General features: G+C 71.8%; 18 protein-coding genes and 1 pseudogene. 12 read left to right on the top strand and 7 right to left on the bottom strand.

Annotation, left to right across the window (positions count from 1 at the left end; genetic code table 11):
* Nucleotides 1-51: 51 nt before the first annotated feature.
* Complete coding sequence (locus tag ADL29_RS34705) at nt 52-594, bottom strand: GNAT family N-acetyltransferase (protein ID WP_053927495.1); 543 nt, start codon at nt 592-594, stop codon at nt 52-54.
* Nucleotides 595-911: 317 nt separating this feature from the next.
* On the opposite strand from ADL29_RS34705, the gene ADL29_RS34700 reads away from it, so the two are divergent.
* The 4 genes from ADL29_RS34700 to ADL29_RS34685 all read left to right on the top strand — a co-directional run bounded on the left by ADL29_RS34700 (nt 912) and on the right by ADL29_RS34685 (nt 5,684).
* Nucleotides 912-3,467: a sensor histidine kinase gene (locus tag ADL29_RS34700; protein ID WP_053927494.1), complete on the top strand. Its 2,556-nt coding sequence runs from the start codon at nt 912-914 to the stop codon at nt 3,465-3,467.
* 79 nt (nt 3,468-3,546) lie between these two features.
* A complete protein-coding gene (locus ADL29_RS34695) occupies nt 3,547-4,230 on the top strand; it encodes a response regulator (protein WP_053927493.1) in 684 nt (227 codons plus the stop codon).
* A 176-nt stretch (nt 4,231-4,406) separates the two neighbouring features.
* The gene (locus ADL29_RS34690; protein WP_078971515.1) at nt 4,407-4,805 is read left to right on the top strand and encodes an OB-fold nucleic acid binding domain-containing protein; all 399 of its coding nucleotides are present in this window, start codon (nt 4,407-4,409) and stop codon (nt 4,803-4,805) included.
* A gap of 3 nt (nt 4,806-4,808) precedes the next feature.
* Nucleotides 4,809-5,684: a DUF3159 domain-containing protein gene (locus ADL29_RS34685; protein ID WP_053927492.1), complete on the top strand. Its 876-nt coding sequence runs from the start codon at nt 4,809-4,811 to the stop codon at nt 5,682-5,684.
* A gap of 89 nt (nt 5,685-5,773) precedes the next feature.
* Here ADL29_RS34685 and ADL29_RS34680 read toward each other — a convergent pair whose 3' ends face one another.
* The gene (locus ADL29_RS34680; RefSeq protein ID WP_046925555.1) at nt 5,774-6,445 is read right to left on the bottom strand and encodes a potassium channel family protein; all 672 of its coding nucleotides are present in this window, start codon (nt 6,443-6,445) and stop codon (nt 5,774-5,776) included.
* Entirely contained in the window at nt 6,442-7,110 is a 669-nt protein-coding gene (locus ADL29_RS34675; protein ID WP_046925554.1) for a potassium channel family protein, read from the bottom strand. The genes ADL29_RS34680 and ADL29_RS34675 overlap by 4 nt, the downstream gene beginning before the upstream one ends.
* Before the next feature lie 353 nt (nt 7,111-7,463).
* Here ADL29_RS34675 and ADL29_RS34670 point away from each other — a divergent pair, with 353 nt between their 5' ends.
* The 3 genes from ADL29_RS34670 to ADL29_RS34660 all read left to right on the top strand — a co-directional run bounded on the left by ADL29_RS34670 (nt 7,464) and on the right by ADL29_RS34660 (nt 13,295).
* Nucleotides 7,464-9,533 (top strand): NAD(P)-binding protein, encoded by a 2,070-nt coding sequence (locus tag ADL29_RS34670; RefSeq protein ID WP_053927491.1) that lies wholly within the window; start codon nt 7,464-7,466, stop codon nt 9,531-9,533.
* A 191-nt stretch (nt 9,534-9,724) separates the two neighbouring features.
* Nucleotides 9,725-11,797 carry an APC family permease gene (locus ADL29_RS34665; RefSeq protein ID WP_053927490.1) on the top strand — a complete coding sequence of 691 codons (2,073 nt, stop codon included), beginning with the start codon at nt 9,725-9,727 and terminating at the stop codon, nt 11,795-11,797.
* A 169-nt stretch (nt 11,798-11,966) separates the two neighbouring features.
* The gene (locus tag ADL29_RS34660; protein WP_046925551.1) at nt 11,967-13,295 is read left to right on the top strand and encodes a class I SAM-dependent RNA methyltransferase; all 1,329 of its coding nucleotides are present in this window, start codon (nt 11,967-11,969) and stop codon (nt 13,293-13,295) included.
* A 25-nt stretch (nt 13,296-13,320) separates the two neighbouring features.
* Here ADL29_RS34660 and ADL29_RS34655 read toward each other — a convergent pair whose 3' ends face one another.
* Nucleotides 13,321-14,265 (bottom strand): ScbA/BarX family gamma-butyrolactone biosynthesis protein, encoded by a 945-nt coding sequence (locus tag ADL29_RS34655; protein ID WP_078971514.1) that lies wholly within the window; start codon nt 14,263-14,265, stop codon nt 13,321-13,323.
* 209 nt (nt 14,266-14,474) lie between these two features.
* Here ADL29_RS34655 and ADL29_RS34650 point away from each other — a divergent pair, with 209 nt between their 5' ends.
* A complete protein-coding gene (locus ADL29_RS34650) occupies nt 14,475-15,098 on the top strand; it encodes a ScbR family autoregulator-binding transcription factor (protein ID WP_211274448.1) in 624 nt (207 codons plus the stop codon).
* Nucleotides 15,099-15,316: 218 nt separating this feature from the next.
* Entirely contained in the window at nt 15,317-16,090 is a 774-nt protein-coding gene (locus ADL29_RS34645) for an SDR family NAD(P)-dependent oxidoreductase (protein WP_078971513.1), read from the top strand.
* Nucleotides 16,091-16,178: 88 nt separating this feature from the next.
* Here ADL29_RS34645 and ADL29_RS34640 read toward each other — a convergent pair whose 3' ends face one another.
* A complete protein-coding gene (locus ADL29_RS34640) occupies nt 16,179-16,853 on the bottom strand; it encodes a TetR/AcrR family transcriptional regulator (protein ID WP_046925550.1) in 675 nt (224 codons plus the stop codon).
* A gap of 285 nt (nt 16,854-17,138) precedes the next feature.
* Entirely contained in the window at nt 17,139-18,374 is a 1,236-nt protein-coding gene (locus ADL29_RS34635) for an IS701 family transposase (RefSeq protein ID WP_053927489.1), read from the bottom strand.
* Between the two features lie 313 nt (nt 18,375-18,687).
* Between ADL29_RS34635 and ADL29_RS34630 the strand changes: the two genes are divergently transcribed.
* From ADL29_RS34630 to ADL29_RS34620, 3 genes are read left to right on the top strand one after another with little or no spacing between them, the layout of a single operon-like run.
* On the top strand, nt 18,688-19,287 hold the full coding sequence (locus ADL29_RS34630) for a hypothetical protein (RefSeq protein WP_053927488.1): 600 nt from the start codon (nt 18,688-18,690) through the stop codon (nt 19,285-19,287).
* 1 nt (nt 19,288) lies between these two features.
* On the top strand, nt 19,289-19,510 hold the full coding sequence (locus tag ADL29_RS34625; protein WP_053927487.1) for a hypothetical protein: 222 nt from the start codon (nt 19,289-19,291) through the stop codon (nt 19,508-19,510).
* 38 nt (nt 19,511-19,548) lie between these two features.
* Nucleotides 19,549-20,724 (top strand): trans-sulfuration enzyme family protein, encoded by a 1,176-nt coding sequence (locus ADL29_RS34620; RefSeq protein ID WP_053927486.1) that lies wholly within the window; start codon nt 19,549-19,551, stop codon nt 20,722-20,724.
* 54 nt (nt 20,725-20,778) lie between these two features.
* On the opposite strand, the pseudogene carB reads toward ADL29_RS34620, so the two are convergent.
* Nucleotides 20,779-21,517, bottom strand: a pseudogene (gene carB, locus ADL29_RS42065) (carbamoyl-phosphate synthase large subunit); the annotation flags it as partial.

The following is a 21,517-nucleotide window of genomic DNA, read 5'->3' as shown; positions in this document are numbered from 1 at the left end:
CCGGCCCCGGGGGCGGGGGAGGGAAGGAAGGCGGGGGAGACAGCCCGCCCCCTACCAGACATTCCCCTCGCGCCAGTCACACGTAAGGTCCGCGTCGAGGTCGAGAGGGGCGGCCGCGGTCGGCAGGACGTAGATGGCGCCGTCCTCGTCGGGGGTGCGGCGGATGCCGGCCGGGGTCAGGGCCCAGGAGCTGCCGCGCCACAGCTGCCAGCCGCGTCTCGTGTAGAAGCGTGCGACCTCGCGGTCCGCGCCCAGGGCGCCGAAGTCGTAGGCGCCGCGTATCACCCGCTCGAGGGCGTTCATCATGGCCGCGCCGTGCCCCCTGCCCCGGTGGTCCGCGCGGACGCCGACGCCTTCCACATAGCCGCAGCGCAGCGCCCGGCCACCGTGCACCAGGTGGCGCCGTACGACGGACGAGTGGCCGATGAGTTCGCCGTCTTCGTGGACCAGGGCATGGATGCCGCCGAGCGAGTGTTCCCAGTCGTCCTCGGTCATGTCGTCGAAGACGTCGAACAGCAGGGTGCGGGCGGCCTCGAGGGTGGCGGCGTCCAGATCGGCGGTATGGGCCGTACGGGCGATACGTAACTCGGTCATGCGGGTCATCCTCGCAGTCGGTGCGCGACCGGGCGAGGGCGTTCCGACGGCGGGTGCGCAGGGCTGGGGAGGGCGGCCGGTCCGGCTGGGGGCATCAGCCGACGTGCCAGGCCCGCCCGAGCGCCCGTATCAGGCCGCCCAAGTGCGCCTTTCACGCCACCGCGGCCGGCCCCTGGGGGCGCGGCTCCCTCCGTATCAGAGTCGCGTCAAAACCAGGCGCAAAGCCGCCACCTGCGGCTTTTATCCCGCTGTGGGGTCTGTAGGGTCGCAGCAGGTCCAGCCCGGTGGGGGCGGCCTTCACGTAAGACAATGGGGCCATGGCACGCGGCAAGCTACGGATATATCTCGGCGCGGCACCGGGCGTCGGCAAGACGTACGCGATGCTGTCCGAGGCACACCGGCGCGTGGAGCGCGGTACGGATCTCGTGGTGGGGTTCGTCGAGCACCACGGCCGGCCGCGCACCGAAGTGATGCTGCACGGGCTGGAGCACATCGCGCGCCGGGACCTGGAGTACCGCGGTACGTCGTTCACCGAAATGGACGTGGACGCGGTGCTGGAACGACGGCCGGCCGTGGCCCTGGTCGATGAGCTCGCGCACACCAATGTCCCCGGTTCGCGCAACGGCAAGCGCTGGCAGGACATCGAGGAGCTGCTGGAAGCCGGGATCGATGTGATCTCGACCGTCAACATCCAGCATCTGGAGTCACTCGGGGATGTCGTCGAGTCGATAACGGGTGTGCGTCAGCAGGAGACCGTTCCGGACGAAGTGGTGCGTCGCGCCGACCAGATCGAACTGGTCGACATGTCGCCACAGGCGCTCCGCCGCCGGATGGCGCACGGCAACATCTATCAGTCCGACAAGGTGGATGCCGCGCTCTCCAACTACTTCCGGCCGGGCAACCTCACCGCGCTGCGCGAGCTGGCGCTGCTGTGGGTCGCCGACCGGGTGGACGAGTATCTGCAGGAGTACCGGGCGGAGCATTCGATCCGTTCGACGTGGCAGGCACGGGAGCGCATCGTCGTCGGGCTGACCGGCGGCCCCGAGGGCCGTACGCTGATCCGCCGCGCGGCCCGGATGGCGGCCAAGGGGTCGGGGAGCGAGGTGCTCGCCGTCTATATCGCGCGCAGCGACGGGCTGACCTCGGCCTCGCCGAAGGAACTCGCCGTCCAGCGCACGCTGGTGGAGGACCTCGGCGGTACGTTCCATCACGTCATCGGCGACGACATACCGGTCGCCCTGCTGGAGTTCGCGCGCGGGGTGAACGCCACCCAGATCGTGCTCGGGTCGAGCCGCCGCAAGGCCTGGCAGTACATCTTCGGGCCGGGTGTGGGGGCCACGGTCGCCCGTGAATCGGGGCCCGACCTCGATGTGCACATCGTGACGCACGACGAGGTGGCCAAGGGCCGCGGCCTGCCGGTGGCGCGCGGGGCGCGGCTGGGGCGGGCCCGGATCGTGGCCGGCTGGCTGGTCGGTGTGGCCGGTCCGGTGCTGCTGTCGCTGCTGCTCACCAGCCTCGTCGACGGCCCGGGGCTGGCCAACGACGTGCTGCTCTTCCTCTTCCTCACGGTCGTCTCGGCGCTCCTGGGCGGGCAGCTGCCGGCGCTGGCCTCGGCCGCCGTGGGCTCGCTGCTGCTCAACTTCTACTTCACGCCACCCACCCACACCCTCACGATCAGCGACCCCAAGAACATCGTCGCCATCGTGATCTTCTTCGCGGTGGCCGTATCGGTCGCCTCCGTGGTGGATCTCGCCGCCCGCCGTACCCACCAGGCCGCCCGGCTGCGCGCCGAGTCGGAAATCCTGTCCTTCCTGGCGGGCAGCGTGCTGCGTGGTGAGACGACCCTGGACGCGCTGCTGGAGCGGGTCCGGGAGACCTTCGGCATGGAGACGGTGGTGCTGCTGGAGCGCGCCGGCGACGTCGAACCGTGGACCTGTGCGGGCCGGGCCGGCGGTACGGACACCGGCGCGCCGCCCGCACGTCCCGAGGACGCCGATGTCGACATGCCGGTGGGTGACCACATGGCGCTGGCGCTGTCCGGCCGGGTGCTGCCCGCGGAGGACCGCCGGGTGCTGGCCGCGTTCGCCGCCCAGGCCGCCGTCGTCCTCGACCGGCAGCGGCTGGTGGGCGAGGCGGAGCGGGCCCGTGAGCTGGCGGAGGGCAACCGCATCAGGACGGCGCTGCTGGCCGCGGTCAGCCATGACCTGCGGACCCCGCTGGCGAGTATCAAGGCGTCGGTCACTTCGCTGCGCTCCGATGACGTCGCCTGGTCCGAGGAGGACGAGAAGGAGCTGCTGGCGGGTATCGAGGCGGGCGCCGACCGGCTCGACCATCTGGTGGGCAACCTCCTGGACATGTCCCGGCTGCAGACCGGCACGGTCACCCCGCTGATCCGCGAGATCGACCTCGACGAGGTGGTCCCGATGGCGCTCGGCGGCGTACCCGAAGGGAGCGTCACCCTCGACATCCCCGAGGAGCTGCCGATCGTCGCCGTCGACCCGGGGCTGCTGGAACGTTCGGTCGCCAACCTCGTCGAGAACGCCGTCAAATACAGCCCGGACGGGGAGACGGTGCTGGTCTCGGCCAGCGCGCTCGGCGACCGGGTGGAGGTGCGGATCGCCGACCGCGGACCGGGCGTCCCGGACAGTGCCAAGGACCGGATCTTCGCACCCTTCCAGCGCTACGGCGACGCCCCGCGCGGCGCCGGAGTGGGCCTGGGACTCGCCGTCGCCCGCGGTTTCGCGGAGGCGATGGGCGGCACCCTCGCCGCCGAGGACACGCCCGGAGGAGGAATGACCATGGTGCTGACGCTGCGGGCCGCGCTCGGCGGTCCGCCGGTCCGCCCCGATGTCCCGGCCGAGGCCGTCACATGAGGCCGGCCACCCCCACGAACCCTCCCGCGGGCCCGGCCCGACGGGAAGCCACACACCGTAACCACAAGGGAGAACGCCAGTGAACCGGGTGCTTGTGGTCGATGACGAGCCGCAGATCGTCCGCGCCCTCGTGATCAACCTGAAAGCGCGCAAGTACGAGGTGGATGCCGCCCCCGACGGGGCCACCGCCCTCAAACTCGCCGCCGCCCGCCACCCCGATGTCGTCGTCCTCGACCTCGGCCTGCCCGACATGGACGGAGTCGAGGTGATCAAGGGGCTGCGCGGCTGGACGCGGGTGCCGATCCTGGTGCTCTCCGCCCGGCAGACCTCGGACGAGAAGGTCGAGGCGCTGGACGCGGGCGCGGACGACTACGTCACCAAGCCGTTCGGCATGGACGAGCTGCTGGCCCGGTTGCGGGCCGCGGTACGGCGGGCCGAGCCGACCGGGCCCGCCGAGGACGAGGTGATCGTCGAGACGGACGGTTTCACCGTCGACCTCGCCGCGAAGAAGGTCAACCGCGGCGGCCGCGACATCCGCCTCACCCCCACCGAGTGGCACCTCCTGGAGGTCCTGGTCCGCAACCAGGGCCGCCTGGTCAGCCAGAAGCAGCTGCTCCAGGAGGTGTGGGGGCCCTCGTACGGCACCGAGACCAACTATCTGCGGGTCTACATGGCCCAGCTCCGCCGCAAGCTGGAGGGCGATCCGTCGCATCCGCGGCACTTCATCACGGAGCCGGGGATGGGATACCGGTTCGAGCAGTGAGGGCGGGGGTGTGGCCGGGGGGCCGGGGGTTGCCCCCGGGGGATGCAGCATCACGGAGCCGGGGATGGGATACCGGTTCGAGCAGTGAGGGCGGGGGTGCGGCCGGGGGGGGCGCTGCCGGGATTGCGGGGGCGCAGGCCGTGATCCCTGTCAGGGTCCACCGGTACGCTGGGGATATGAGTGCAGGGACCCGATCCGAGAAGCCGGCCGGTCGCTTCCGCCGGATGCTCGACAGGCTGTCCTCCTCCGAGGAGGAGCTGCAGAGTGCCGAGCTGCAGCAGGACACGCAGGAGACGGGGTGCACGCGCATCTGCGACTGCGACGACCGCCAGATAGTGAAGGTGACCGGCACCCTGCGGCATGTCACGCTGCGGCCGCGCGCCGGTGTGCCCGCGCTGGAGGCGGAGCTGTTCGACGGTTCCGCCGCCCTCGATGTGGTGTGGCTTGGCCGCCGCTCCATCGTCGGGATAGAGCCGGGCCGTAAGCTCATCGCCTCGGGCCGGGTCTCCATGAGTCACGGACGCCGGGTGCTCTTCAACCCGAAGTACGAACTCCGACCGCTCGGACAGGAGTAGCCGGTGCCGTCTTACGACCGACCGACCACCGACCGACCCACCACCGACGCCGCCGCCTCCGGGGCGGCCGCGCCCGCCGGATCCGAGGCGGCCCAGGACGCCGACGGCAGAGCGGTGACCGAGAAGGCACTCTTCGATGCCTTCGGCGGCATCCGCGGCACGGTGGAGACCGTTCTCCCCGGCCTGCTCTTCGTCGCGATCTTCACGGTCAACAAGGACCTGCACATCTCGGCGATCGCCGCGCTGGCCGTCTCCCTGGTGCTCACCGCCGTCCGCCTGATCCGCCGGGACACCGTCAAGCACGCCTTCAGCGGTGTTTTCGGGGTGGCCTTCGGCGTCGTCTTCGCGATGATGACCGGCAACGCCAAGGACTTCTATCTGCCGGGCATGCTCTACACCCTCGGCCTGGCCCTCGCCTACATCATCACCACGCTGGCGGGCGTCCCGCTGATCGGCCTGATCCTGGGCCCGGTGTTCAAGGAGAACCTCTCCTGGCGCACCCGCAACCCGGGCCGCAAGAAGGCCTATGCCAAGGCCAGCTGGGCCTGGGGGCTGATCCTGCTCGCCAAGTGCGCGATTCTCTTCCCGCTGTACTGGTGGGCGGACACCACGCAGTTCGGCTGGGTGCTGGTGGCGCTGAAGCTGCCGCCGTTCCTGCTCGCGCTCTGGCTGACCTGGATCTTCCTGACGAAGGCGCCCGCGCCGATCGACGTCTTCGCCGAGATGGAGGCGGAGGAGGAGCGGGAGAAGGCGGAGCGGGAGGCCGCGAAGCAGCGCGAGGTCCTGGACGCCGTCGCCGACGACGTGTTCGGGGATGTCACGGCCGAGGCCGCCGCGGAGGCCGCGGAGCGCCCGCGGGGGCCGCGCCACCGCCGCTGACAAGCGCCGAGACGGCAGGCGCGGATACGGCAAACGCCGGGGCCCGGGAACCGTACGGTTCCCGGGCCCCGGCGCATCGACCGGCGGTGCTAGGCGTCCGTCCGCCGCACCGACAGCAGATCCTCCAGCTGCTCCTCGCGCGACTGGGCCGCGACGAACAGCAGCTCGTCGCCCGCCTCCAGCGCGTCCTCCTTGTTGGGCGTGAGTACCCGCGTACCGCGGATGATCGTCACCAGGGAGGTGTCCTCGGGCCACTCCACATCGCCGACCCGGGTGCCGGCCAGCGCGGCCTCCGGGGGCAGCGTGAGCTCGACGAGGTTGGCGTCGCCGTGGCTGAAGCGCAGCAGCCGTACGAGGTCGCCGACGCTGACGGCCTCCTCGACCAGGGCCGACATCAGGCGCGGCGTGGAGACCGCGACATCGACGCCCCAGGCCTCGTTGAACAGCCACTCGTTCTTCGGGTTGTTCACCCGGGCGACCACCCGGGGCACGCCGTACTCGGTCTTGGCGAGCAGCGAGACGACGAGGTTGACCTTGTCGTCGCCGGTCGCCGCGATGACGACATTGCAGCGCTGCAGCGCCGCCTCGTCGAGCGAGGTGATCTCGCAGGCGTCGGCCAACAGCCACTCCGCCAGCGGCACCCGCTCGACCGAGATGGCGGTCGGCGCCTTGTCGATCAGCAGGATCTCGTGGCCGTTTTCCAGGAGCTCACCGGCGATGGAACGGCCCACCGCGCCGGCGCCCGCGATTGCGACCCTCATGCGTGCGTCTCCTCGGGACCCGTGGCGAATGCCGCTTCGACCTTTTCGACCTCGTCGGTGCGCATCATGACGTGCACCAGATCGCCCTCCTGCAGCACCGTCTGGGAGGTCGGCAGCATCGCCTCGCCCAGCCGGGTCAGGAAGGCGACGCGGACGCCGGTCTCGTCCTGCAGCTTGCTGATCTTGTGGCCGACCCAGGCCGGTGCGGTGTGCACCTCGGCGAGCTGGACGCCGCCGCTGGGGTCCCGCCACATCGGCTCGGCGCCCGAGGGCAGCAGCCGGCGCAGCATCTGGTCGGCCGTCCAGCGGACGGTGGCGACGGTGGGGATGCCCAGGCGCTGGTAGACCTCGGCGCGGCGCGGGTCGTAGATACGGGCGGCGACGTTCTCGACGCCGAACATCTCGCGGGCCACCCGGGCGGCGATGATGTTGGAGTTGTCGCCGCTGGAGACGGCGGCGAAGGCGCCCGCCTCCTCGATGCCGGCCTCGCGCAGGGTGTCCTGGTCGAAGCCGACGCCGGTCACCCGGCGGCCGCCGAAGGCCGAGCCGAGGCGACGGAAGGCGGTCGGGTCCTGGTCGACCACCGCGATGGTGTGGCCCTGGCTCTCCAGGGTCTGCGCGAGCGCGGAGCCCACCCGGCCGCACCCCATGATGACGATGTGCATGCTGATTACCCCGTGACCTGAATTAGCGCGCTGACCTGCCCAAACACCCTGCTCAACTCTTTCTTTCCCGAGTGCCGGCGGCACGCGGCCACTGCTCGCGATCGCAAGACCACTGTTCGCGACCGGGACCCCGTACGCATCAACGGGCGTGTTGGGCGCAGCGCGGTCCGGTACAACCGTAGCCGCAATGTGCCGTCCGGTAAGGGGCGCGGTCGGCACCGGCTGCATGCCGGGCCGGGCCGGTCCTGTGCCGGGATGCCGCGCCCGGCTGCGCCGTGCGACGCGTGTAGGGCACGCTACGCGGTGTGTCCAACCTGCCTCAGCAGCCCCAACAGGGCTCCTACGCCCCGCACATGGTGGTCTGTGGCGACGATGCGCTCGCGCACCGGCTCGCCGCGGAACTCAAGGACGTCTACCGCGAACGGGTGACGCTCGTCGTCCCCTCCGCCCGGGAGCCGCACCGGCCCCGCATTCCGCCGCCCGCCCGTGCGCTCGGCCGGGCCACGGTGCTGCGCATGGGGTCTCCCCTGCTCGAGCACGGTTCGAGAGCTTGGGGAAGGGTGTCGGCGGCGGTGGCGCGTACGTCCCTGCTGCCGAACGACCGGGGCCCGGGCGAGCGCGGGCCGGGCGAGCGGGCACCAGGCGACCAGGTGGTTCCCGAAGCGGGGGACGACGCCGACGAGCCGCCCGAGGAGCCGCTGCGGATCCTGGAGGCGACGGAGGCCGACGACGCCGCGCTGACGGCGGCGGGCATCGCCGAGGCGGGCGCGCTGGCGCTGGTCTACGACGACGATGAGCTCAACATCCACGCCGCGCTGCGCGCCCGCCGCCTCAACCCCCGGCTGCGGCTGGTGATCCGGCTCTACAACCACAAGCTCGGCCAGCATCTGGAGGCGCTGCTCGACCAGGCGGCGGCCGTCGCGTCCCAGGGCGGCGAGGGCGTGACCAGCGCCGATGCCTCCACCACCGTGCTGTCCGACGCCGACACGGTGGCCCCGGCGCTGGTGGCCACCGCGGTCGCCGGGACCAGCAAGGTCATCGAGGCGGACGGGCTGATGCTGCGCGCCGTGGAGCGTGCTCCGGTGCCGCAGGGACTGCCGGCCGCGGCGGGCCTGTGCACTCTGGCGGTGCTGTCCGCCTCGGCCACCGACCCCGCCGACGCCCAGGGCCCGGCACCGGCGCCGGCCGCCGGGGACGACGGTCCGGTGCTGCTGCCGGACGATGCTGCCGCCGCGGGATCCGCCGGGCGCGGCACCATCGTCCTGGAGACCGTCTCCTATACGGGGCGGACGGTGCGCCCCCGCCTGCTGCGCGGGCGCGGCGCCCCGCTCGCCTCCCTCTTCTCCCGCCGGCTGCGCTGGTCGCTGGCCGGCGTCGTCCTCGCCGTGCTCGCACTGGCCGTCGCCTCCACCCTCACCACCGGCGAAAAGCCGCTGCACGCCGTCTACCTCACCCTTCTCGACCTCTTCGCCATAGACGACCCGGCGATCGACGGGTCCCTGCCCCGCAAGATCATCCAGCTGCTGTCCGGGCTCACCGGGATGCTCCTGCTGCCGGTCCTGGTCGCCGCCGCCTTCGAGGGCCTGGGCACCTTCCGTAGCGCCTCCGCGCTGCGCCGTCCGCCGCGCGGGCTGTCCGGACACGTGGTGCTGCTCGGGCTCGGCAAGGTGGGCACCCGGGTGCTGACCCGGCTGCACGAGCTGGGCATCCCGGTGGTGTGCATCGAGGGCGACCCGGAGGCGCGCGGTATCTCGCTGGCCCGCCGGCTGCGGGTGCCGACCGTCGTGGGGGATGTCACCCACGAGGGTGTCCTGGAGGCCGCGAAGGTCGACCGGGCGCGCTCCCTGCTCGCCCTGACCAGCGATGACACCACCAATCTGGAGGCCGCTCTCTACGCACGGTCGGTCAAGCCCCGGCTGCGGGTGACGCTGCGGCTGTTCGACGACCGCTTCGCCACCGCCGTCTACCGCACCCTGCGCGCCGCGCACCCGCACGCCCTGACCCGCAGCCGCAGCGTCTCGTTCCTGGCGGCCCCCGCCTTCGCCGGCGCGATGATGGGCCGGCAGATCCTGGGCGCGATCCCCGTCGAGCGGCGGGTGCTGCTGGTGGCCCGGGTCGGGGTGCGGGGCCACGCCGCCCTGGAGGGCCGTACGGTCGGCGAGGTGCTGCGGCCGGGGCGGCTGAGGGTGCTGGCCGTCGACACCTCCGCGCCCGACGAGGCCGCGGGGGACACCTCCGCCGCCGCGCCGCAGCCGGCCGCCGAACGTGAGCCGGCGCGCCTGGTCCACGAGCTGGGCGACGGATATGTCCTGCGCCCGCAGGACCGGGTGCTGCTCGCCGCCACCCGCGAGGGGCTGGGCGATCTGCTGGCCCGGCGCCCGCGCCCCGGCGGGGCCCGCAGGGGCGGAAACCGGCAACCGTGACGAACACCACGCACACCACCCGCATCGGCTGTTTCGCAAGCGAAGTGTGCCGACGACGTGCGGATTGTGTGCGGGTGCCGCGCTCCGGGGCGGCGCCGTGCAGGTCAGGCGTGCCGCGGCGCACTCCGTCGCCACCACCCGCGCGGGTGGCGGGTGGTTGCGGGCCTTGACGAAGGCTTAGCATCCTCTGCGTGTCCAAACTGACCGACGTGCCCAAACGGATCCTGATCGGGCGCGCACTGCGCAGCGACAAGCTCGGGGAGACCCTTCTCCCCAAGCGCATCGCACTCCCCGTCTTCGCCTCCGACCCGCTCTCCTCCGTGGCCTATGCGCCGGGCGAGGTGCTGCTCGTCCTGTCCGTCGCGGGTGCGAGTGCGTACGCCTTCAGCCCCTGGATCGCGGTCGCGGTCGTGGTGCTGATGTTCACCGTCGTGGCGTCGTACCGGCAGAACGTGCACGCCTACCCGAGCGGCGGCGGTGACTACGAGGTCGCCACCACCAATCTCGGCCCCAAGGCCGGTCTGACCGTCGCCAGCGCCCTGCTGGTCGACTATGTGCTGACCGTCGCGGTCTCCATCTCGTCCGGAATCGAGAACCTGGGCTCCGCGATCCCGTTCGTCGTCGAGCACAAGACACTCTGCGCGATCGCCGTCATCGTTCTCCTGACGCTGATGAACCTGCGCGGCGTCAAGGAGTCGGGCAAGCTCTTCGCGATCCCCACGTACGTCTTCGTGGCGGGCGTCTTCATCATGATCGCCTGGGGCGCCGTCCGCGGCCTGGTCCTGGGCGACTCCATGCGGGCCCCCACCGCCGACTACACCATCCACGCCGAGCAGGGCGGCCTGGCCGGCTTCGCGCTGATCTTCCTCCTCCTGCGCGCCTTCTCCTCCGGCTGCGCGGCGCTCACCGGCGTCGAGGCGATCTCCAACGGCGTGCCCGCCTTCCGCAAGCCGAAGTCCAAGAACGCCGCCACCACGCTGGCCCTCATGGGCGGCCTGGCCGTCACCATGTTCTGCGGCATCATCGCGCTGGCCATGACCACGCACGTCAAGATGGCCGAGACCCCCGCCAAGGACCTCCTGGACCACGGCAAGCCGCTCGGCTCCGGCTACACCCAGAACCCGGTCATCTCCCAGGTCGCCGAGGCGGTCTTCGGCAAGGGCTCGTTGCTCTTCGTCATCCTCGCCGCCGCCACCGCCCTGGTCCTGTTCCTGGCCGCCAACACCGCCTACAACGGCTTCCCGCTGCTCGGCTCGATCCTCGCCCAGGACCGCTACCTGCCGCGCCAGCTGCACACCCGTGGTGACCGCCTGGCCTTCTCCAACGGCATCGTCCTGCTGGCCGGCGCCGCCGCCGTACTGACCTACCTCTACGGCGCGGACTCCACCCGCCTGATCCAGCTCTACATCGTCGGCGTCTTCGTCTCCTTCACGCTCAGCCAGGTCGGCATGGTCCGCCACTGGAACCGCCATCTGCTGACCGAGAAGGACTCGGCCAAGCGCCACCGGATGCACCGCTCGCGGGCCATCAACGCCTTCGGCGCCTTCTTCACCGGCCTGGTGCTCGTCGTCGTCCTGCTGACGAAGTTCACCCACGGCGCGTGGGTGGCCCTGCTCGGCATGGTCATCTTCTTCGTCACGATGAGCGCGATCCGCCGCCACTACGACCGGGTCGCCGACGAGCTCGCCGCCGACGACGCCCCGGACGACGACGTCGTACGCCCCTCCCGCGTCCACTCCATCGTCCTGGTCTCCAAGGTCCACAAGCCCACCCTGCGCGCCCTGAACTACGCCAAGCTGATGCGCTCGGACACCCTCGAAGCGGTCAGCGTCGACGTCGACCAGGCCGATACCAAGGCGCTCCGGGAGGAGTGGGAACGGCGCGGCATAGACGTCCCCCTCAAGGTCCTCGCCTCCCCCTACCGCGAGATCACCCGCCCGTTCATCGACCACGTCAAGTCGCTGCGCCGCGAGAGCCCGCGCGACGCCGTCTCCGTATTCATCCCGGAGTACGTCGTCGGCCGCTGGTACGAGCACCTGCTCCACAACCAGTCCGCCCTGCGCCTCAAGGGACGCCTCCTGTTCACCCCCGGCGTCATGGTCACCTCCGTCCCCTGGCAGCTGGACTCCTCCGAGGCCGCCAAGCTGCGGGCCCGCAAGCGCGCCGAGTGGAGCGCCCCGGGTGCGGTGCGCCGCGGCCCGGTCGCCGCACAGCCGAAGAAGGACAAGTCGGCCGGCGAGAAGCAGGGGGCCGGCAAACGGTGATCCCCCGGGGATCCTGGGGCGGTGACATCGGCGGCTGACGCCGCGGGCTCCCGGGACTCCCGGCCGAGCCGGGCACCGCGCTTCGGGACGTAGACTTGACGGCTGGCCTCCCACCCGGAGGCCGGCCGTCACGGTCTTCCCCGCCCGCACCACAGGAGCCCTCCCCGCCATGCCGCAGGAACCGAAGACGTCGCTGGTAGGCGAGGAGTACGAGGTCGAGGTCGGCCCGGTCGCCCACGGCGGCCACTGCATCGCCCGTACGCAGGAGGGCCAGGTCCTCTTCGTGCGCCACACCCTCCCCGGTGAGCGCGTGATCGCCCGCGTCACCCACGGCGAGGAAGGCGCCCGTTTCCTGCGAGCCGACGCCGTTTCCGTCCTGGCCGCCTCCAAGGACCGGGTCGAGGCCCCCTGTCCCTTCTCCGGCCCCGGCAAATGCGGCGGCTGCGACTGGCAGCACGCCGCGCCCGGCGCCCAGCGTCGTCTGAAGGGCGCGGTCATCGCCGAGCAGCTGCAGCGGCTGGCCGGCCTCTCACCCGAGGAGGCCCACTGGGACGGCACCGTCGAACCGGCCCCCGGCGACAAGGTGGCCAAGGGCGAGGTACCGGCCTGGCGCACCCGCGTCCAGTACGCCGTCGACGCGGAGGGCCGCGCCGGACTGCGCAAGCACCGCTCCCACGACATCGAGCCGGTCGACCACTGCATGATCGCCGCGCCGGGCGTCTCCGAGCTGGGCATCGAACGGCGCGAGTGGCCGTCCATCGCCACCATCGAGGCGATCGCCGCCACCGGCTCCCACGACCGCCAGGTCATCCTCACGCCCAAGCCCGGCGGCCGGCTCCCCATCGTCGAACTCGACAAGCCCGTCTCCGTACTGCGCATCGGCGAGAAGGACGAGCAGGTCCACCGCGTCCACGGCCGCCCCTTCGTCCGCGAACGCGCCGCCGGCCGCACCTGGCGGGTCGGCAACGGCGGCTTCTGGCAGGTCCACCCGAAGGCCGCCGACCTCCTCGTCGAGGCCGTGATGCAGGGCCTGATGCCCAAGAAGGGCGATATGGCCCTGGATCTGTACTGCGGCGTCGGCCTGTTCGCCGGCGCGCTCGCCGAACGCGTCGGCGACAAGGGTGCGGTCCTCGGCATCGAATCCGGCAAGCGCGCCGTCGAGGACGCCCGCCACAACCTCCAGGACCTCGACCGCGTACGCATCGAACGCGGCAAGGTCGAGCAGATCCTCCCCCGCACCGGCATCACCGACGTCGACCTGGTCGTCCTGGACCCGCCCCGCGCCGGCGCCGGCAAGCAGACCGTCACCCACCTCGCCTCCCTCACCCCCCGCCGCATCGCCTACGTCGCCTGCGACCCGGCCGCCCTCGCCCGCGACCTGAAGTACTTCGGCGAGGTGGGCTATGTGCCGCGGCGGATGCGGGCGTTCGATCTGTTTCCCTTCACCCATCACGTGGAGTGCGTGGCGATCCTGGAGCCTGCGGCGAAGGGGCACTGACCTGCGCATCCGGCCGCGGCGCGGTTCATCGGCGGCCGGCCGGGGACTCCGTCGTCAGGGTCGCCGCGTACGCCACCCGGTCGTGCTGTGTGGCGGTGACGTGGGTGCGGGGGCGGCCCTGCGGATCCGGATCCAGGGGGGTGGCGGTGATCCAGCACGGGGCGTTGTACTCGACGAACCGGGAGAAGGAGACCTCCAGTTCCACGGGGACGGTGTGGCCGGCGGGGGAGGTCGCGAGGGCGGCCTGGCGGGCGGCTTCGAGGAGCAGGACGCCCGGGGCGTGGTCGACCGGGTGGTCGAAGAGTATGGGGTGGGAGGTGTCGGCGCGCAGCTGCCAGCGCCGGGGCGTGGCGGTGGGGGAGAGCACCACGTCATGGCCGAGGGTGCGGCCCACCAGGTGCGGGGGCACGGGGGGCGCCGGGGGCAGCGCGGTGGCGAGGGCGTGGGCGGGATCGGCGCGTCCGGCGCGCAGCCGTTCGTAGACGGCGGGGGAGTGGCAGACGAAGCGGGTGTCGGCGGTGGCGAGGGGGGCACCGTCGCGCGTGATCGCGAAGTCCATGGATATGGCGGCCAGTTGACCGCGGCTGCGTCTGATGCCGGAGCAGCTGACGCGGAGTTCGAGGTCGGCGGGGGTGAGCTGGATGCGCATGGCTTCCGGGCGGAGGGTGCAGCGGAAGCGTTCCCAGCTCAGCCGGTGGCCGAAGGGCAGGGCGTAACCTGTGTGCGACAGCAGGGGCAGGGACTGGCGGATCGTCTCCCACAGGAGCATCGGATCGTGCAGCCCGCCCTGTTCCGTGTAGAAGCTGTGCCGGCGGGGCCATTGGGCGGTGACGGTGAACTCGTCCGGTGCGCTCTGGTGCCAGCCGGTGGGGAGCACTTCGGCGAAGGACGCCCGGTGGACGTATTCCCTGGGCACGGTGCTGGTCAGGGTGGGCAACTGGGGTGCCGCTGCGCAGGCCAGAGCGGGCATACGGTTCTCTTCTCCCCTGGGAGGTGGGCGAGTGGGACCGTGCGGGGCCCCGCGGCGGAGCCGCAGGCAATAAAATAGAGAGTGTTCTTTTTGTTTGTCGAGGGGTAAGCGGTCCCGCATGGGGTAACACCGGCCGCTGTCAGGCCCGTTGCCCGGTCGAGGCGGCGTCCGCGGGCGCCGAGGTGTTCTTTTGTGCAGGAGGCACGTGGATGGCTGAGCCGAAGCAGGATCGCGCGGTGCGGACCCGGGAGGCGATCCTCCATGCCGCTGCCGAGGTGATGGACGAGTTCGGCTTCGCCGGAGCGAGTATCACCAAGATCGCGGAGCGCGCCGGGACCACCACCGGGGCCATGTACTTCCACTTCAAGTCGAAGGAGGGCCTGGCGCAGGCGGTGATGAACGCCCAGCCGGAGACGATCGTGCCGCGGCTGGAGTCGGCGGGACTGCAGCGTCTGGTGGACATCACCCTGGTGTGGGCCTGGCGTCTGCAGGTCGACCCCCTGCTGCGGGCCGGGGTGCGGCTCGCCGTGGAACAGGGCGCCTTCGGGCTGCAGGACGACACCTCGTTCCGCGAGTGGGTGGGGATCATGGAGGGCTGTCTGAACGAAGCCCGGGAGCAGGGGGAGTTGCTGGCGTCGGTGCGGCCGTCGGAGGTCGCCGAATTCGTGGTCGGCGCCTGTACCGGAAGTCAGCTGCACTCGCAGCTGACGAGCGGCCGGGGCGATCTGCCCGAGCGGATGGTGCGGATGTGGCGGCTCCTGCTGCCCGGCGTCGCCGTCCCGGCCGTCGTGGACCGCATCAGCCTGGACGTGGAGCGGGGACGCCTGCGGTGAGCTGTCCGGCGGGGCCGGAACGCCTGCGAAGTAACGCCGGACGGCATTGACTTGCGGGGCGGCCCCTCGGATGATGACGCATGTCCGCATGGTGGGCGTATCGGTCCATCATGCGAGAACGCAGGGATGCGGAAGATCGTAGAGACCGTAGGAATCGCGGAGATTGTCGCGGAGATCGCGGAGATCGCGGAAACCGCGGAGATCGCACAGGGGGGAACATGACAGCGAGCCCATTGCTGCTGGACGGCCAGGTCGTCATGATCACAGGGGCGTCCAGCGGGATCGGCGCGGCGGCGGCGCGGCTGTTCGCCGAAGAAGGGGCGGCGGTCGTCCTGATGGCGCGCCGGGAGGACCGGCTCCGGGCGCTGGAGAAGGAGATTGTCGCCGCCGGCGGACGCGCGGCCGTCGCGGCCGGTGACGTCACCGAACCGGCGCACGCCGAGCGCGCGGTCGCGACGGCAGTGGAGACCTTCGGCCGGCTCGACGCCGCCTTCAACAACGCGGGCTGGGCCGTGGCCGGAACGCTGCTGCACGAGACGGACGACAGCGTCTTCGACCGCATCATGCGGGTCAACGTCCACGGCGTGTGGAACTGCATGCGGCATCAGATACCGGCGATGCTCGCCTCGGGCACCGGCGGCTCGATCGTGAACACGTCCAGCGTCGCGGGCCTGCTGGCCACCGGGGCGGCCGCGCCCTACATCGCGGCCAAGCACGCGGTCATGGGGCTCACCCGGGCGGCGGCCGACGAGTACGGGGACCGCGGGATCCGCGTCAACGGGCTGATCGTGGGCAGCACCCGGACCGAGCTGATGGACGAGGTCCTCGAGAAGACACCCGCGCTGGAGACGAGCTTCACCGCGCGGGCGATCCAGAAGCGTATGGCGGAGCCGCGGGAAGTGGCCCAGGCCGCCGCCTGGCTGTGCAGCACGCGGGCGTCCTTCGTCACCGGTGCGGCCATGCCGGTCGACGGCGGCTGGACCGCGGTATAGGACGGAACCTGCGGGGTGAGCGGTGAACGTGCGCCGTTCACCCGGCACTTACCGTGCGCCGCGCCGGGGCTCCGGCCGGGTTGGCCGCTCATGCACCGCCGGCGGCCCCGGCCCGGTCCGTCTGCAGGACCTGCGGGCCCGGGGCGCCGGCCGGCTGTGCGTCGCTGCCTGCCGGGATCAGGGTGCCGGGCGCGGCAGGTGCGGCCGTGCCGGAGAGCGCCACGACCCAGATCCGGGTGAGCTGGTCGCGTACGCCGGCGGTGTGGCCACCGGTTCTGACGACCTCCTCGGCACCGGACACCAGATAGACCACCAGTGTCTCCAGGTCCTTCAGCCCCGCATGCGGGCCGTGCTCCGCGTCGGCGCGTGCCAGGGCGTCCTGCAGTGCCGGAAGCCAGGCGGACCGCCAGGGGACGGACGTCCCCGGACGCTCCCGCGACAGCCGGGACGCCGCCCGCACACTGACCGTCTCCGCCAGCAGCTGGGCGAGCGCATGGGTCAGATCGATCACCGACTGCAGAGCGGTGACCGGTTGCGCGTCGAGACGGCGCAGCGCGGCGCGGGTCGTCGCCGCACCGGCTGCCTGCACGGCGTCCGCCAGGTTGTCCTTGGAGGGGAAGTGGAAGGTGAGGGCGCCCATCGTGACACCCGCGGCGGCGCTGATGCGGGCCAGCGAGGTGCCGGCATAGCCGCGCAGATCGAACTCGGCTCCGGCCGCGGCGATAAGCGCCCGGCGGGTCTGTTCTGCTCTTTCCTGCCTCACTACGGCTTCCTTCCGGGGCGGCGGGGCACAGCCGCCTGGGCAGTGACAAGTGGTGCGAGCCTGCGGGGCTCCTGGATTCCCCGGGGCAGATGAGGGGCGCACGATGCGAGCGGAGCTCACCTGTTCCGGAACGTACTCGGTGCGGACCGCCGGGGGAATCAACGGCCGGATTCGGTTGCGGCTTTGGCATCTTGAGTTGCCGGAAGGGGCCACCGGCCCGTGGCAAAGGCCCTTCGCCGCGGGCCGGTTCCCGCCGCGCGGTGGCGGCAGCTCCGCGCCGGAGTCCTATGAGCAGGCCGCTATCCTCGGCCGGTGCGCGGCCGGATGCCGCCGTCCGGCGGCGGAACCCGCCTCGCGCAGCGGCACGACCACGTCGTGCCGGGGGATGCGCACGCCGTAACCCGCCCGCCGGGACTCCGACGCCAGGCAGCGGTAGGCATAGGCGGCGGACACCATGGTCATGTGATGGTGCCATCCGGGGAAGGAACGGCCCTCGAAGTCGTGCAGCCCGAAGTCGTCCTCCAGTGCCTTGACCGAGGAGCGGGCCAGAGAGGCGTGCGGCAGGAGGCGGCGGATCTCCTCGGCGCCGGCGTCGACGGTGCCGGTGATCCAGTGCCGGGCGGTACGGGACGCGGTCGAGGCGCGCCCGGTCCACAGGCGGTAGACGTGAGTGCCGGCGGATGAACCGGGGCCCGTGGCGGGAAAGCGGACGAGCGCGGAGGTCATGGCGGCCTGCTGCCCCCAGGGCGACCGGCCGCGCCGGGCCAGAGCCTGCGCGCTGAGCGCCTGCGCGGGCAGCGAGGCCTGCGCGAAGTGCGGGACGAGGAACTGGCCGGGCGGGATCTCGATGAGGAAGCACATACCCTTCCGGGTCAGCGCATCCGCCAGTTCGGCGGCGCCGCCGAGGCCGCGCAGGTCGATGAGCAGCGGAGCGGGCGGCGCCACCCGCCGTGCCGGGATTCCGCCGACGAGATCGAGCACCTGCGACCACGCCGGCCGGTTGCGCAGCGTCTTGGGGACGCGGGCACGGCGCAGCCGGTCGGGGTCGCCGTACCAGTCCTCGGTGAGCAGGATGCGCCAGTCGACGGGCACACCGTACGAGCCGGTGGAGAGGAACAGGCCTATGCCCACCTGGCAGTTGATGGTGCGTCCGGCTTCGGGAACGAAACGCCGGTGCACCCCCACCGAGTGATCGCCGCGTTTGGGCAGGGCGGCCGGACCGACCGTCCAGGCGTGCACCGGGAGAGCGTCGGTGACCTTGCCGGCCAGCGCCTCGCGTACCGGCATCCAGTCCCAGGGGCTGGCGTTGAGGAACTGCTGCAGCGACTGGGAGGCGGTGGGGGATTCGGACACCGCGGCGGCCAGGCGCTGCAGCGACTTCCGGCCCGGCACGGTCAGCAGGCCGTGCAGGTAGGCCCGGGCCCACCGGCGCTGGTCCGCGCGCGGCAGCTGGGCGAAGAGGTCCTGTACGAAGTCGGCGACCGCCGTCGGCGGCTGCTTGCTAGAGCGCTGCACGGACATGTGTAACCCCCAACAGTTCTCCGCCCCCCACGACCCTGACGGCCCCGGAAATAATACAGAACGTTCTCTATTTTTCTAGGAGACGGAGCTGCGGCTCTTCCAGGAGACGGAGCTGCCGCTCTTCCAGGGGACGGATCTGCTGCCCGCTGTGCCCGGAGATCCACTGCGAGGCCCTGCTACTCCGGCGATACAGCGGTGTTACGGCCACGGAACAGGCTGCCTCACGTTCCCCCGCAGCAGCCGTTGCGGGCGGGCCACGACCACGAGCCCCCGGGCACACCGCCGGGGGACACGAGATGACATGGGGAGTGGAATGGCCGGAAAACCCGTTCGTACGCGAACACAGCAGTCCCTGATCACCGCGGTCGACCTGCTCGAACTCATCGAGCTGTACGAGGAGTGCGAACACTCACTGCAACGCGCGCGGAGCGGGCCGCGCGAAAGAGTCAGCGGATCCCGCGCCATCGGGATCTCCCTCAGGGAAGACGTCGTCACGGCCCGCGCCGACATCCTGGGCGTCCTCGCCTCGTGGGCCGGCACCGTCGCCGAGGCGCGGAATGTCACCGGCCCCGGCCGGCGTGACGTCCGCGAGCTGGTCCGGTTCCTGGCCGACAACCTGGACTGGCTGCTCGGCCCCGCCACCGCCGGGGATTTCACCAGCGAGATCATCGAGGTCTCCGCGGCCGCACGCCGCGCCGCCCACCCCGACCCGGTCCTGCGTACGGCACTGGGAGTGTGCCCCGCCCCCGACTGCCACAGCACCCTGTACTCCGAACCGGCCGGCTCCCGGACCACCGGACACCACCGGATACGGTGCGACGCCGGGCACGACTGGCCACCGCGCCAATGGCTGCTGCTCGCCCGCGCCGGCGCCCGGCTCCCGCTCACCTCGCACGCCGGTGCGGTGGCGTGAGATGAACCGCTCCCCGCACCGCCCCCGGCGCACCGTACCGACCCAGCTCGCCGCGCTGGCCCTCGATGTGCCACCGGCCACCGTCCGCAAGTGGGCCAGCCGCGGACGGCTCACCCGCTACGGCACCCAGGCCCGCGCGGAGTACGACCTCGACGAACTCTTCGCCCTGCACGACAAACGCCAGGCCGCCGCCCCCTCCCCTCAGCAGCCCACCAGCAGCTGATGCACCACACCCCGCTCCCCTCCGAGAGGACACCCCCCGTGCCCGCCAGCCGCCACCCCGAGACCCGCGCCATCCACGTCGAGATTCCCGACCTCGACGGGGCACGCCCGCTGAACGTCCCGCTCTACCAGACCGCCAACTTCGCGTACGACCACACGGAGGACCTGGCCGAGGCCATCAACCGGCCCGAATCCTTCGCCTATCTGCGCAACTCCAACCCGACCGTCCGCGCCCTGGAGAACGCCGTCACCTCGCTCGAAGGCGGCGCCGCGGCCCTGGCCACCGCGAGCGGCATGGGCGCCATCCACACCGTGCTGCACACCGTCCTCAGCAGCGGCGACCATGTCATCGCCCAAAAGCACCTGTACGGGGGCACCTTCGCGCTGCTCAAGGACCTCGCCGCGCGCTTCGGCATCGAAACCACCTACATCGACGCCCAGGATCCGGCAGAGGTCGCCGCCGCGCTGCGCCCCACCACCAAGGTCCTGTACCTGGAGACGCTCTCCAACCCCACCGCACAGGTCACCGACCTCCCGGCGTTCTTCGCCGCGGGCCAGGAGGCCGGCCTGGTCTCCATCGTGGACAACACCTTCGCCTCACCGGTCGGCTGCCGGCCGATCGAGATGGGCGCCGATGTGGTGGTGCACTCCTCGACCAAGTTCCTGTCCGGGCACTGCGACGTTCTCGGCGGCATCGCCGTCTTCGCCGACGCCGGACTGCACCGCAGCGTCTGGTCGCGCTCGCTGGAGACCGGTCCGATAGCCGATCCGTTCGCCGCCTGGCTGACCCTGCGCGGACTGGGCACACTCGGCCTGCGGATGCGGCGCCACCACGAGAACGCCGACGCGTTGGCCCGGTTCCTGTCGCAGCACCCCGGAGTGGAGAAGGTCCACTGGCCCGGACTGGAGGACCACCCCGGCCACGCCATCGCCCGGCGTCTCCTGCCCAACGGATACGGCGGAGTCTTCGCCATCGACGTGGCCGGCGGCCGCAAGGAGACGCTGGAATTCACCCGGCGGCTGCAGCTCGCCGACCGGGCCGTCTCACTGGGCGGGTACAAGACCCTCGTCCAGCAGCCGTCCGCCACCTCGCACCGCTCCATGGACGCGGAGGGGCTGCGAGCCATCGGCATCACCGAGGGCACCGTGCGCATCGCCGTCGGCCTGGAGCACATCGACGACCTCTGCGCCGACTTCGCGCAGGCCCTCGACTGACCCTCCCTCATCCGCAGCGTCCGCGCACGCCAGGTCATCGCCGACGGCGACGGCCTGGCGTGCCGCTGTCCGGGCCCCCGGCCACAGGGCCGTGTGGTGATCCTGAAGGGAACGGACCGTACCGCTGCCCTCCCCGTGCCTGCGCATCGCCTCGATGCCCTGGACCGCGGCGGCGAGTGCCTGGACGGTGGTCAGGCACGGCACGGAGCGGGCCACCGCCGCGGTGCGGATGTGATAGCCGTCGAGGCGGCCGCCGGTTCCGTAGGGCGTGTTGACGATGAGGTCGACCTCGCCCTCGTGGATGAGCTGGACGATGGTCTTCTCGCCGTTCGGGCCCTCGCCCTCGGACTGCTTGCGCACGACGGTGGAGTCGATCCCGTTACGCCGCAGGACCTCGGCCGTGCCGGAGGTGGCGAGCAGCTCGAAGCCGTGCGCGACCAGCTCACGAGCCGGGAAGATCATCGAGCGCTTGTCCCGGTTGGCGACGGAGACGAACGCGCGGCCCTTGGTCGGCAGCGCTCCGTATGCCCCGGCCTGCGACTTGGCGTACGCCGGGCCGAAGACCGCGTCGATGCCCATGACCTCGCCGGTGGAGCGCATCTCCGGGCCCAGCACCGTGTCGACACCGTCGCCGTGCACGTCCCGGAAGCGCGACCACGGCAGGACGGCCTCCTTGACGGAGATCGGCGCGTCGAGCGGCAGGGTGCCGCCGTCGCCCTGCTTGGGCAGCAGGCCCTCGGCGCGCAGCTCGGCGATGGTGGCGCCCAGGGAGATGCGGGCGGCGGCCTTGGCG

Source organism: Streptomyces chattanoogensis (assembly GCF_001294335.1).
Lineage (GTDB): Bacteria > Actinomycetota > Actinomycetes > Streptomycetales > Streptomycetaceae > Streptomyces > Streptomyces chattanoogensis.
The sequence above is the reverse complement of the archived record's forward strand: the minus strand, read 5'-3'. Positions and strand labels throughout refer to the sequence as shown.

Excerpts from the sequence above, each read along its gene's own strand:
- ADL29_RS34705 (WP_053927495.1), bottom strand. The coding sequence starts at position 594 with ATGACCGAGTTACGTATCGCCCGTACGGCCCATACCGCCGATCTGGAC.
- ADL29_RS34700 (WP_053927494.1), top strand. The coding sequence starts at position 912 with ATGGCACGCGGCAAGCTACGGATATATCTCGGCGCGGCACCGGGCGTC.
- ADL29_RS34690 (WP_078971515.1), top strand. The coding sequence starts at position 4,407 with ATGAGTGCAGGGACCCGATCCGAGAAGCCGGCCGGTCGCTTCCGCCGG.
- ADL29_RS34680 (WP_046925555.1), bottom strand. The coding sequence starts at position 6,445 with ATGAGGGTCGCAATCGCGGGCGCCGGCGCGGTGGGCCGTTCCATCGCC.
- ADL29_RS34675 (WP_046925554.1), bottom strand. The coding sequence starts at position 7,110 with ATGCACATCGTCATCATGGGGTGCGGCCGGGTGGGCTCCGCGCTCGCG.
- ADL29_RS34670 (WP_053927491.1), top strand. The coding sequence starts at position 7,464 with ATGGTGGTCTGTGGCGACGATGCGCTCGCGCACCGGCTCGCCGCGGAA.
- ADL29_RS34660 (WP_046925551.1), top strand. The coding sequence starts at position 11,967 with ATGCCGCAGGAACCGAAGACGTCGCTGGTAGGCGAGGAGTACGAGGTC.
- ADL29_RS34655 (WP_078971514.1), bottom strand. The coding sequence starts at position 14,265 with ATGCCCGCTCTGGCCTGCGCAGCGGCACCCCAGTTGCCCACCCTGACC.
- ADL29_RS34650 (WP_211274448.1), top strand. The coding sequence starts at position 14,475 with ATGGCTGAGCCGAAGCAGGATCGCGCGGTGCGGACCCGGGAGGCGATC.
- ADL29_RS34645 (WP_078971513.1), top strand. The coding sequence starts at position 15,317 with ATGACAGCGAGCCCATTGCTGCTGGACGGCCAGGTCGTCATGATCACA.
- ADL29_RS34635 (WP_053927489.1), bottom strand. The coding sequence starts at position 18,374 with ATGTCCGTGCAGCGCTCTAGCAAGCAGCCGCCGACGGCGGTCGCCGAC.
- ADL29_RS34630 (WP_053927488.1), top strand. The coding sequence starts at position 18,688 with ATGGCCGGAAAACCCGTTCGTACGCGAACACAGCAGTCCCTGATCACC.
- ADL29_RS34625 (WP_053927487.1), top strand. The coding sequence starts at position 19,289 with ATGAACCGCTCCCCGCACCGCCCCCGGCGCACCGTACCGACCCAGCTC.